Source organism: Kutzneria sp. 744 (assembly GCF_000568255.1).
Classification (GTDB): Bacteria; Actinomycetota; Actinomycetes; order Mycobacteriales; family Pseudonocardiaceae; genus Kutzneria.
On record NZ_KK037166.1, the window covers coordinates 6,362,182 to 6,373,789 of the forward strand.

At 71.2% G+C, this 11,608-nt stretch carries 9 protein-coding genes; 2 read left to right on the forward strand and 7 right to left on the reverse strand.

Annotated features, from left to right (window positions below; genetic code table 11):
- Positions 1-652: alpha/beta hydrolase family protein (locus KUTG_RS28875; protein WP_198047345.1), on the forward strand; the 652-nt coding region annotated here is incomplete at its 5' end.
- Here the strand turns inward: KUTG_RS28875 and KUTG_RS66465 are convergent.
- The 3 genes from KUTG_RS66465 to KUTG_RS28885 form a co-directional block, all read right to left on the reverse strand.
- On the reverse strand, positions 649-723 hold the full coding sequence (locus KUTG_RS66465) for a hypothetical protein (RefSeq protein ID WP_369794657.1): 75 nt from the start codon (positions 721-723) through the stop codon (positions 649-651). The genes KUTG_RS28875 and KUTG_RS66465 overlap by 4 nt on opposite strands.
- Complete coding sequence (locus tag KUTG_RS28880; RefSeq protein ID WP_052395535.1) at positions 689-2,704, reverse strand: diguanylate cyclase domain-containing protein; 2,016 nt, start codon at positions 2,702-2,704, stop codon at positions 689-691. The genes KUTG_RS66465 and KUTG_RS28880 overlap by 35 nt, the downstream gene beginning before the upstream one ends.
- Positions 2,705-2,891: 187 nt before the next feature.
- Positions 2,892-3,335 carry an SRPBCC family protein gene (locus KUTG_RS28885; RefSeq protein ID WP_043721199.1) on the reverse strand — a complete coding sequence of 148 codons (444 nt, stop codon included), beginning with the start codon at positions 3,333-3,335 and terminating at the stop codon, positions 2,892-2,894.
- 234 nt (positions 3,336-3,569) lie between these two features.
- Here KUTG_RS28885 and KUTG_RS56740 point away from each other — a divergent pair, with 234 nt between their 5' ends.
- On the forward strand, positions 3,570-5,414 hold the full coding sequence (locus KUTG_RS56740; protein ID WP_084579915.1) for an AfsR/SARP family transcriptional regulator: 1,845 nt from the start codon (positions 3,570-3,572) through the stop codon (positions 5,412-5,414).
- 26 nt (positions 5,415-5,440) lie between these two features.
- Here the strand turns inward: KUTG_RS56740 and KUTG_RS28895 are convergent, their stop codons facing one another.
- From KUTG_RS28895 to KUTG_RS28910, 4 genes are read right to left on the reverse strand one after another with little or no spacing between them, the layout of a single operon-like run.
- The gene (locus tag KUTG_RS28895) at positions 5,441-6,433 is read right to left on the reverse strand and encodes a glycosyltransferase (protein ID WP_369794524.1); all 993 of its coding nucleotides are present in this window, start codon (positions 6,431-6,433) and stop codon (positions 5,441-5,443) included.
- Entirely contained in the window at positions 6,430-7,269 is an 840-nt protein-coding gene (locus KUTG_RS28900; protein WP_043721203.1) for an alpha/beta fold hydrolase, read from the reverse strand. The genes KUTG_RS28895 and KUTG_RS28900 overlap by 4 nt, the downstream gene beginning before the upstream one ends.
- A 1-nt stretch (position 7,270) precedes the next feature.
- Entirely contained in the window at positions 7,271-7,573 is a 303-nt protein-coding gene (locus tag KUTG_RS28905; RefSeq protein ID WP_043721206.1) for an acyl carrier protein, read from the reverse strand.
- Positions 7,570-11,607: a type I polyketide synthase gene (locus KUTG_RS28910; protein ID WP_052395536.1), complete on the reverse strand. Its 4,038-nt coding sequence runs from the start codon at positions 11,605-11,607 to the stop codon at positions 7,570-7,572. Before KUTG_RS28910 ends, KUTG_RS28905 begins: the two co-directional genes overlap by 4 nt.
- Position 11,608 lies beyond the last annotated feature (1 nt).

Here is an 11,608-nt window from a genome sequence, read left to right on the forward strand (position 1 = left end):
CCGCCCGGCCGGCGCGTTGCTGACCAACGCCACCGAGGCCAGCGCCGTGCACCAGGTGGTGAACGCGGCCAGGCTGGGCACGTTCGGCACCGCCTTCACCCGGGTCCTGCTGGCCGGCCACTCCTACGGCTCCGTCGTCGCCTGGTACGAGGCCGCCACCTACGCCGACGTCGACGCCCTGCTGATCACCGGCATGGCCCACGAGGTGCGGCCCGCCGCCGCGGTCCCGGTCACCACCTCACTGGTCCCGGCGTCGCTCGATCCCACCTACCTGACGACCCGCCCCGGCACCCGCGCGGTGTTCTGGCACGGCCCGCACGACGACCCCGCGGTCATCGCCGCCGACGAGGCGGCCAAGGACACCGTCACCACGTCCGAGCTGGCCGACACCCTTGTCGCGCAAGGCTCCTCGATCACCGACGACATCGCGGTGCCGGTGTTGGTCGCCGAGGGCCAGCAGGATCTCGCCTATGCCGCCGCCCTACACACCGAAGCCGCGCACTACCCCAAGGCGCCGTGCGTCGACACGTACGAGCTGCCCGACGCCGGCCATGACCTCAACCTCGCGCCACACGCCCAGGACTGGTTCGCCCGGGCCGTCCAGTGGGCCGACCGCGTCCTGGGCACCACAGGCGCCCCACCGCACTGCTAGCTGAAGTAGCGCCCAGCGCCGATGTCGCAGCCCAGTTCACGCCACCAGCCGGCCTGCTCCTCCGAGGCGATGCCGTTCACGGCCACGGTGACCCCGGACTCGTGGGCCAGATCCACCAGCTGCGTCAGCGAGCGCTGAACGACGGCGCCGGGACCCCTCGGGCCGCGCCTGCCGCTCCACCAGCCAGCGGGCGATCCGCACCGACCGGAATTCCAGGTCCTCCAGGTACGAGAGGTCCTGCATGCCGACGCCGAACTCCTCGACCACCACGCCGATGCCGTTCTCGGCCAGGAAGCCGACGTTGTCGGCGGCGGCCCCGCCGAGGGAACCGGCCGGCAGGCCCAGCCGCAGCCGTGACGCCGGCAGCCCGCTGTGGCCCAGCTCGCCGAGCACCCGGGCGACCAACTCCTCGTCGTTGGCCAGGCACATCGGCAGGCTGATCTCCACCGGCGTCTCGCTGCCCAGCCCCGCGCCCTGCTCGCAGGCGCTGCGCAGCAGCCAGCTGCCCAGCGGCAGCATCATCCCGGTCTGCTCGGCCAGGTCCACGCACTGCCAGTGGTCGACCACGCCGTGGCCGGGCCGGTCCCACCGGAGTCGAGCCTGCACGGAATGCGTGCGGCCGGTGGCCAGCCGGACCTGGCGGTCGAACACCAGCCGCACCTCGCCGGTCTCCCACGCGCCGGGCAGCGCCGCGGCCATGGCCGAGCGGTCCTGGTCCTCGGCGTCGAGACGGGCGTCGTGCAGCTCCCACGGCGTGCCCTTGCGGCGGGCCCGGCGCAGCGTGAGGTCGGCGGTCTGGAACACGTCCTCCATCGACATGCCGGCCGGTGGCCGGTGCACCACGCCGATGGTCGCCGAGGCGGCGACACCCTGCCCGCCGGCCAGGTAGACCGGCTCGGCCAGCTCTTCGTTGATGCGCTCGACGATCGCCGTGACGCCGGGCGTGGCCGGCGTGTTCTCCACCAGCACGGCGAACTCGTCATGGCCGATGCGCGCGATCATGGCCCGCTCGCCCAGGAACACCGTGCGCAGGCGGTCGGCGACGCTGCACAGCACCTGCTCCCCGGCGCGGCTGCCGAGCCCGTCGGTGATCACCGAGAAGGCGTCCAGGTCGAGCTGGTACAGCGTGGTGCCGGTGCCCTGGTCGACCTGGTTGAGCACGGCCTCCAGCCGGGTGCTCAGGTACTGGCGGTTGGGCAGCCCGGTCAGCACGTCGTGCAGCGACTGGTGTTTGAGCTGGTTCTGCAGCAGCTGGAGCTCGGAGTCGTCGTCGAGGATGACGACCAGCTCCCGCCCGCCGCGGACCGGCGCGATCGACAGCAGCGGCTGAACGGCCTCCTCGCCGGAGAACAACACGGTGCGGCGGTGCCGGATCCGTTCCACGCGGCCGTCGGTGAGCTCGGTGCAGGCAGTGCGGATGCGGGTCGCCTCGGGCGGCGGCATGAGGTCGAACAGCGTCCGCTCGGACAGCTCCGTCTCGCTGACGTCGAGGATCGCGCGCAGCGACTCGTTGCTGCGCAGGAAGCGGCCGGCGTGGTCGACGACGCCGATGCCGCTGGCCGAGGCGCCGCAGACCTCGTCGAACCGGGCCAGCGCCGCCAGCAGGCTCTGCTGGGTCTCGTTGGCCGCGCTGAACAGCGCCTTGGTCAGGTTCTGCTGCTGCTCGTAGATCGACTGCTTGGTGGCGTCGGCGTAGCCTGCGGCCAGCGCGCCCAGCACGGTCACGATGCGCTCGGTCACCTGCCGGCGGCCCCTCAGCTCGGGGTGCAGGAGCAGCCCGCCGCCGAGCACCTCGACGGTGCTGGGCAGGCTGTCCTCGCTGACGCAGTTGAGGGCGACCAGCTGCCGCCCGACGCGGGCCGCGGCCGCGGTGTCCAGCGGCTCCGCCTCGGCCGCCCGGACCAGTTGGTCGAGCATCGTGCCGAAGCGCTCCTCGGCCTCGCCGTGCGAGAGCGGCAGGTAGTTGGACTGCGAGACCAGATAGGCCCACTTCTTGGTGAGCCGGGTCCGCTCGCGCGACCCGATCGGTTGACGAGGCTGCGGGACGCTCATGCCGATCGGCCTGCGCCTGCGCCGCCCCAAGAAGTGTCACAGTTGTGGACTACCGACAGCACTCGGGTTCACCTCGCCGTTGCCATGCCCGCGGTGGCGGAAGCGTACCGGCCGGTTGAACCCGTCCATGACCGCTCGGCCTTGTTCACTCGAACGAGCGAACAAGGCCGAGGGGGACCCACGCAGACTAGCTGCGAACGGTTGCAGCCAGCTTGTCCAGCGTCGCAGTGTGAATACGGCGCAGTCCGAGCGGCGCGAAGGTGCCCTCGAAGAAGCCGGCCACCCCGCCCGCGCCCTGCCACGTCGTCTGCACGTGCACGGCGCTGGACCCCTCGCCCTGCGGCTTGACCGTCCAGGTCGTCACCATGGTCGAGTTGGCGTCGGACTCCACCAGCGTGCCCGGCGCGGGCTCGCTGACCTCCAGCAGGCAGTCCCGCACCCGCTTCTTGGTGGCCTGGAGCTTCCAGTGCACCCTGGTGCCGGCGCCCGTGCCGCCGGCCAGCACCTCGTACTCGCTGTAGTTCTCGGGCAGGATCCCCGCCCGGGTGCCGGCGTAGTCCGCCAGCGCCGCGTAGACCGCGTCCGAGGGCTTGTCGATGACCCGCTCGGCGGTTGCCTTCACCTCTGCCATGGGTCCGATTCTCGCAGCGTCCCCCGGGGCGGGCGCGCTCGCCCGGCCGTGAACATCGATCAACGAGATGCGTCACACAGGTCACGTTCGGTAAAACCGCAGTCACAATGGACCCGGTCGATGCCATCGGACGGGCACAGTGCGTGACTGTGTGTTCACTCGTGCTGGACGCGACCGCGACGGCGCGATAGGAACTGCGCACTGGCAGACAACCTCTGGCGGGAGGTGGCGCACATGCAGATCCGGGTGCTCGGGCAGTTCGAGGTGACCCGCGGCGAGGAGCGCATCACCCCCTCGCAGCCGAAACTGCGCCAGCTGTTCGCCCTGCTCGCCCTCAACACCAACACCGTGGTGCGGGTCGAGCAGCTCATCGAGGAGGTCTGGGGCTCCGAGCCGCCGACCAAGGCGATGGGCACCCTCCAGACCTATATGTCACATCTGCGCCGCCTGCTGGCCGCCGACGACTCCACGGTCTCGGTCCTGCACACCAGGCACGTCGGCTATGCCCTCACGCTGCCGGAACAGGACGTGGACGCCGGTCGGTTCGGACGGCTGGTCGCACGTGGACGGTCCGAGCTGGACAGCGGGCACATCGAGTCGGCGGCCGAGACGCTGCGCGCGGCGCTGGCGGTGTGGCGCGGCTCCGCGCTCAGTGACGTCGACGCCGGTCCGGTGCTGGGGCACCACATCCGTAGCCTGGAGGAGACCAAGGTCGGCGTGATCGACCAGCGCATGGAGGTCGAGCTCATGCTCGGCCACCACCACGAGGTCATCAACGACCTGAGCACGCTGGTCCGCGACTATCCGGCGCACGAGGGCCTGCACGTCAAGCTGATGATGGCCCTGCACCTGCTCGGCCGGCGCTCCGAGGCGCTGCACGTCTTCCAACGCATCCGATCCACGCTCGTCGACGATCTCGGGCTGGAGCCGGGGCAGCAGCTCCAGCAGGTCCACCGGGGCCTGCTGGTCGGCAATCCCCAGCTCGACGCGTTGACGCCGACCGGCGCCATCCGAACCGGGAGTTGGGTGGAGCCGCCGGCGCAGCTGCCGGCCGACCTGCCGGTCTTCGTCGGCCGGACGGTGGAGCTGGCGGCGGCGGAGAGCCAGCTGCAACAGCCGGCCCGGTCCGCCCCGGCCGTGGTCTCCGTGGTCGGTCCGCCGGGCTCGGGCAAGACCGCCTTCTGCACGCACCTCGCGCACCGTGTGCGGGCCCGTTTCCCGCACGGCCAGCTGCACGCCGACCTGGCCGAGCAGACCCCGGTCGAGGCGCTCACCGGCTTCCTCCGGGCCATCCGCGGCGCGGGCGCGCAGCTGCCGGACAGCATCGAGGAGCGCAGCCACCTGCTGCGGGGCTGGACGGCCGAGCGCCGGGTGCTGATCATGATCGACAACGCCGTGAGCACGATCGAGCTGGCGCCGCTGATGCCCAGCGGCGGCGGGTGCGCGGTAATCGTCGGCTGCCGCACGCGGCTGCCGCTGCGGGGCACCAGCCTGGCCGTCGACCTGCAGCCGCCCGCCGAGGACGAGGCGTTGGAACTGCTGGGCTCGGTGATCGGCTGGCGGCGCATGCGGGCCGAACTGCCCCAGGCCCGCAAGCTGATCCGGCTGTTCGAGGCGTCCCCGATGGCCCTGGTGGCCGCGGCCAACCGGCTGGCCATCCGTCCACACTGGACGATCGCGGTGCTGCTGGAACGGCTGCGGCATCGCGAGGACTGGCTCGACGAGCTGGTCAACGCCCGCGTCGACCTGGTCAGCAGCATCGAGCTGAGCTGCCGGTCGCTGTCCCCGACCCACCGCGACGCCTTCTTCCGGCTGGCCGCCGCCGCGGACGAGCCGCTGACCACCCGCGGCGCGTCCGCGCTGCTGGGCTGTGACCAGCGGACCGCCGAGGCCATCCTGGAGTCGCTGGTCGAGCACCAGTTGGCCACGGTCGCGCCGGACACCTTCGGCGGCCAGTTCCACTACCGCTTCGCCCCGCTCGTTCGGGTCGCGGCCAGCTCGCTCAGCCAGTTCGCCGCCGCCTCCGCCCCGCCGGCCGACGCGAACGACCTCTGGATCCGCCGCGCGCCTTCGGTGTAGCCCAGGGGCTTCGGTGATGGCCGTGGTCAACTGCTCTGCCGTGACCCGGCGAACCGCACCCGCACACCGGCGCCGGCGTCGACAACCTGTTGGGCGACAATGGGTTGGTCGTCACGGATGGGGGCGACGACCAGCGGCACGCCGTGGCTCAGCGTCTCGCAGACCGTGTTGTGTCCGGCATGGCAGACGACCACCGCGCACTTCGGCAGCAACGCCAACTGCGGAACCCGGCGCACGTCGGTCACCTCCCCCGTCGGGTCGACGACAATGCCTTGGTAGTCCGGGAGTTCGGCCAGCGCTTCGACAGCCGTCCTGAGGAACTTCTCGCCGGCCTCGGCATTGGCTGTGCCGAGCGAGACCAGAACGACCGGCCGGCCGTCCAGCTCGGGAAACGGTGTGTCGTCGGGCCGCTGGGTGATCGACGGGCCCACGTAGACGATGTGGCCCTTGGTCGGGCCGACCAGCTCTTCCGTGCTGAACGCCAGCACGCCGTGCGGGGAGAACCGCAGGTCGTGGGTGGCTTCCGGCGATCCGTGGCGTTCGCGGAGGCCGTTCAGCAGCTCGTCCAGCCACGCCGCCACCTTCGGCATTTCCGCCAGCGGCTGCATCAGCTCCGCCGACGTCGTGGCCGAGGTGGCGAACGGGATGCCCCGCCTTTCGGCCAGGAGCGCCCCGGCCAGCGCCTGCTGGTCCACCAGCATCGCGTCCGGTCGGAACTCCTCCACGGCCGCCTCGACCAGGGGGGCCATGCCGTCGGCGAGGGGGATGAGGAACTCCTCCCAGAGGAACTTGAGGGAGGCGAAGCCACGCAGCTCCGGCGGCCGGCCGGCGATGGCGAAGTCGGGGAGTGGGCGGTCGGAAGGGTAAAAAGCCGCACCAGAACCAATCAGGGATGCGAATGGGGAAGTCGGACCCACCCAGCCCACTTCGTGGCCTTCCGCGGTGAGGCGCGCCGCCACCCCCACGGTCGGGTTGATGTGCCCGACCAGCGGGGGAACGACGAACAAGATCCGGCTCACGCGATCAGCTCTCGCGCCTCGGCCGCCGCGTTGATCCACGGCACGTCGGTGTGGATCCCGCGCACCCACGGGATCAGCAGCTCCCGCACCTTCCGATGGGCGTCGACCAGCACCGAGTGGTCCTGCCCGGGAATCACGACCGTCCGGCAGTGCGACAACGCCCGTTCGAGGGCGTGCGGATCCCCGCCCTGAAGTCCCTCGCCACCAAGGATGTGCAACACCGGCGTGGGCAGCGCCCGCAGGTCCTCGGCCGACATCAGCCGGCCGCTGGGCACCTCGGTGGTCATGGTGGTGGCGAACAGCTTGGCCGCGGCCTTGCGGGCCAGCTTGGCGTGGTGCGCCCCGTTCTGCGCCTCCAGGTCGAGGAACGTCTGCTCGCTGGACAGCTGCACGACCATGTACTCCATGGCCTGCACCATGCGGTCCGACCACGGCTGCGTCGGCGGCTCGGACTCGATCGACACGATGCTGGCCACCTGCCACGGCCGGGCGAAGGCGTGTCCGAAAGCGACAGTGCCGCCGAAGCTGTTGCCCACCAGGTGAACCGGGCCGCGCAGCTCCAGAACGTCCAGCAGGGCCCCGAGATCGGAGACGAAATGCTGGAACGTGTAGCCCGTGTCGGGGCCGCCGCTGCGACCGTGGCCGCGCAGGTCGTAGGCCAGCACGTTGATCCCGGCCGAGGCGACCGGCGCGGCCAGCGTCAGGTAGAAGCTGGCCAGGCTGTCGGTGCCGAGGCCGTGGATGAACACCACCGTCGGCGCCGTCGCCGGGTCGACGCCCTTGGCCGGCATCCGCTGGTAGTGCGTGTCGATGCCGTTGGCCAGGATCTTGCCCACATCAGCCTCCCGCGCGGGCCAGCGCCCCGGACACGAAGTCGACCAGGTCGCCGACCTTGAGCGCGATGACCTCGTCGAGGTCCTTGTCGGCCAGGAACTCGGCCAGGTTCACCGGCTCGCCCCAGCGCTCGGAGATCAGCGCGGTCAGCGTGACCAGGTCGATGCTCTCCAGCTCCAGGTCCTCGTTGAAGGAGCTCTGCTCGGTGATCTCCGCGTCGTCCACGCCGAGTTCGGCGAGCACCGTGCGCAGCATGTCGGCGATCTCGGTGAAGACGACGTCGCGGGACGCCTCGGTGGTGGTCATGCTTCCTCCTGATCGGCGGGACCGGCGGTCCACGCGACGACGTACTGCCGGGCCGGCAGGTCCGCCGGATTGCTGACGGCCACGCGTTCCAGGCCGTCACCGGGTGCTTCGGTTGCCGGATCCTCGATCGCGATGCGGACCGGCTCACGGCCGAACCGCGCGATCGAGACCCCGAGCTCGTGGGAATGGGCCAGGGAAACGGCGACCTCGGGCAGCGGGAAGCCGTTGTGCCCGGACACCGTCACACGGCCGTCGCTGTCGTCGACAAGGATCTCCGCCGGGAACACCGGACCGGAACCGTTGTCCCACAACAGGTTGCGCACGGCATCCTTGACGGCGATCCGGCCGAGCAGCCAGTGCCGGCGGTTGCGCGGCGGCAGCTGGTCGTAGCAGGCCCGCTCGCGGCCGCTGAGGTACTTGCTCAGGTACAGCTCGCGCGAGGCCAGGTCAGGCCAACGTTCGGCGACCGCCACCCAGCCGCCGGGTTGCCGCCGGGACAAGGCATTGCGCTCCGGGAAACGCCAGGCCTCGTCCAGCTCCATGTGACTGTCGAAGCGGCGGTCGCGCCAGTCGGCGATCTGCGCCCACACGACGCCGTTCACCGTCAGCTGGGCGTCGACCTGGTAGATCCGGTCGCTGACGTCGACCACCTTGATCAGGCAGTCCACGGCCGTGCCCGGCGCCGGGTGCGGGCCGAAGAACTCGATGCGGCCCATCTGCACCGGGAAGGCGATCCGCTTGGTCGTCTGGGTGACCCAGATCCAGTAGCCCAGCAGCTGGCCGACGTTGTCCATCAGGCCGCCGGGCACGTCCGGGCTGGTGATCACGCCGCCGACGTGGTCGGCCCCGACGGTGGTCAGCGCCGTGATCCCTTGCAGCGCCGGGCCGTGGAACATCACGCGCCGCTCGTAGAACTCCCGCGCCGTCATGTCCGGCGTCGTGCGGTTGGCCACCGACCACGCCCGATGCGGCCGCGGGGCCCATTCCGGGGCCAGCTCCACGACCGCCTGCGAGTGATCGCCGACCGCGACCCGAACCCGGTCCGGCCCAGTGGGTTCCACGGTGATGGTCACGTCGACCGCCGGCGCGCCGATGAGCCAGCGCTGCAACCGCACGTCGTGCACGCGCACGGTTTTCAGGCCGGGGGCGGCCTCCTCGGCGGCGTCCATCATCAGCTGGATCAACGTGGTGCCGGGCACGACCGGACGGCGGTCGGCCAGGTCGGGCCAGCCGTCCCGTTGCGGGGCAAAGCAATGGTCCAGCAGGAACGGCATCGAGTCGGTGGAGATGGTCAGCCGCTTGGTCAACGCCCGGATCGCCGGCGCCCGCCGGGCGGCGATCACCTGCGCCGCCGATTCCGCGGTTTCCCGCAGCAGCGCCTCCAACTCCGCCGCGATGGGGAAGTCGGCCGTCAGTTCGTCCAAACGGGACGGTCCGCCTGTGCTGATCGTCGTGTCGACCTTCACCAACGGCGACCCGAGTTGCAGCGTCACCGGCTGACGGGTCGGCTCCAGCAGGGAGAAGTCCGGCGCCGCGCCTTCGACCCACAGGGCCGCGGCTACCAGGCGGAGCTGGTCGACGCCGCCGCGCTGGGTCGAATTCGCGGCCACGGTCAGGTGTTCGGCGCCCTTCAGCGTGTCGTCGATCAGCGACCCCAGCTGCCCGCCGCCGACCTGCACGAACACCTGGACGCCGGCGTCGTGCATGGCCTGCACCGTGGCCCGGAACCGCACGGGCTCAATCAGGTGCCGGACGTACAGCTCTCGCACGCCGTCCGGGTCGGTCGGATACGGCGACGCCGTGGTGGCCGACCAGATCGGCAGCGCAGCACGGCCCATCTCCAGGCGGTCGGCCAGGTCGATGAATGGTTGCAGGTACGGCTTGAGCATCGGCGTGTGGAAGCCGGAGCGGAACGGCAGCACCGCGCTGACCACCGCTTGCTGCCGGAACTCCGCGACCAGCTCGGCAATCTCGGCCGGCGGCCCGCAGACGATCGTCGAGTTCGGCGAATTGTCATGGGACAGAACGATGTTCGGCCGGTTGGTGATGGCATCGGCCACCCGCTCGACCCCGCAGCCCAGGGTGGCGAACTCGACGCCCGGCACCTCGACGGCCGTGGGATCGAACGTGGCCAGCTGGTCATCGACGGCCCGGTCGGAGAACATGCCGCTGACCGACATCGCGGTCCATTCGCCGATGCTGTGCCCGGCCAGCGCCGTCGGCACGATTCCGATGCGCCGCAACGCCGTGTCCAACAGCCGGCCGACCCCGAGCACGCTCATGCCGTGCCGGCCGAGGTCTCCGTTGCCCACGGATCGTTGCCGCAGCCCGAAATGGTCGGCGACATCGTCGACCCGAGGATCGAACTCCGCCTCCAGGCCCGGGAAAACGAAGGCGATGCCGCCCGTGGGCAGCAGCGGTGACGGGCTGAACCAGACGTTGCTCCGCCCGCGCCATGCCACACCCTTGGCGATGACCTTCTCCGACAAGGCGATTCGTTTGACATTCGGGTCCACAATGGCCAGACGCAGCCGACCGGCCTCGTGGTTCTGGCCCTGGTGCAGCCGCCGCAGCAGCTCCTCGGGCGTGTCGGCCGCGATCCGCAGGACCCGCACCGGCTCGTCGACGACGATCGTCGCCGGGGCCGGCTTGGCCGAAGGTGCCTGCTCCAGCACCACATGGGCGTTGATGCCGCCGAACCCGAAGGCGTTCACCCCGGCCCGACGCACCTCGTCGGTCCACACCTCGGCCCGGTCGATCGGCCGGAACCGGGTGGCGTCCAGTGCCGGGTTGGGGTCGTCGCAGTGCAGGGTCGGCAGCAGTACGCCATGGTGCACGGCCAAAGCCGCCTTGATCAGGCCGGCGATGCCGGCCGCCGGCATGGTGTGGCCGATCATCGACTTCACCGAGCCGATCACCGCCTTGTCGCCCCGCGCAACGCCGAACACCGTGGCCACTGTGGACAGTTCGGCCGAGTCGCCGGCCGGTGTCGCCGTGCCGTGCGCTTCCAACAGTCCGATGGAATCCGCTGCCGTCGGATCCAATCCCGCTGCGTCCCAAGCCTTTCGCACCGCGAGGACCTGACCGCCGGGGTCGGGGTTGAACAGGCTGGCGCTGCGGCCGTCGCTGGCCACGCCGGTGCCGCGCACCACCGCGTAGATCCGGTCGCCGTCCCGCTCCGCGTCGGCCAGCCGCTTGAGCACCACGATCCCGGTGCCCTCGCCGATCAGGATCCCGTCCGCGTCGCGGTGGAACGGCCGGATCCGCTGGCTGGTCGACAGGGCCTTGAGCTGCGTGAACACGCTCCAGAAGGTGATGTCGTGGCAGTGGTGCACGCCGCCGGCCAACACCACGTCACAACGCCCGCTGCTCAGTTCGCGCACCGCGTGGTCGACGGCGATCAGCGAGGACGCGCAGGCCGCGTCAACCGTGTAGGCCGGGCCCCGGAGATCGAGGCGGTTGGCCACGCGGGACGCCGCCAGGTTGGGCACCAGGCCGATCGCCGACTCCGGTTGTTCCGGCCCGAGCTGCTCGGTGAACGCCGCCCGCACCCGCTCCAACTCGGCCGCACCGAGGCCCGGCACCAACTCGCCCAGCGTGCGCACCAGCTGCACGGCGGTCCGCACCCGCTGGTCGAGCCGCACCACGCCCGGCGTGAGGTAGCCGCCGCGGCCGAGGATCACGCCGATCCGGTCGCGGGCCGGCAGTCGGTCGTCGCCACCGGCATCGGCGATGGCCGACGCCGCCACCCGCATGGCGATCAGCTGGTCCGGCTCGGCCCCGGCCACCGAGTTCGGCATGATCCCGAACCGCGTCGGGTCCACGTCCGCGTACTCGTCGACGAACCCGCCGCGCCGGCAGTACAGCCGGTCGGCCCGCGCCGGGCCCGCCGGGTCGTAGTAGGCGGGATCCCAGCGCTGCTCGGGCACGTCGGTGATCGCGTCCACGCCGGTGACCAGGTTCCGCCAGTACGTCCGGAGGTCCGGGGCGCCCGGCAGCAGCACCGACATGCCGACGATCGCGACATCGGACATC

What these genes read in the sequence shown, in the direction of transcription:
- KUTG_RS28880 (WP_052395535.1), bottom strand. Translation starts at nt 2,704, where the DNA reads ATGAGCGTCCCGCAGCCTCGTCAACCGATCGGGTCGCGCGAGCGGACC.
- KUTG_RS28885 (WP_043721199.1), bottom strand. Translation starts at nt 3,335, where the DNA reads ATGGCAGAGGTGAAGGCAACCGCCGAGCGGGTCATCGACAAGCCCTCG.
- KUTG_RS56740 (WP_084579915.1), top strand. Translation starts at nt 3,570, where the DNA reads ATGCAGATCCGGGTGCTCGGGCAGTTCGAGGTGACCCGCGGCGAGGAG.
- KUTG_RS28905 (WP_043721206.1), bottom strand. Translation starts at nt 7,573, where the DNA reads ATGACCACCACCGAGGCGTCCCGCGACGTCGTCTTCACCGAGATCGCC.
- KUTG_RS28910 (WP_052395536.1), bottom strand. Translation starts at nt 11,607, where the DNA reads ATGTCCGATGTCGCGATCGTCGGCATGTCGGTGCTGCTGCCGGGCGCC.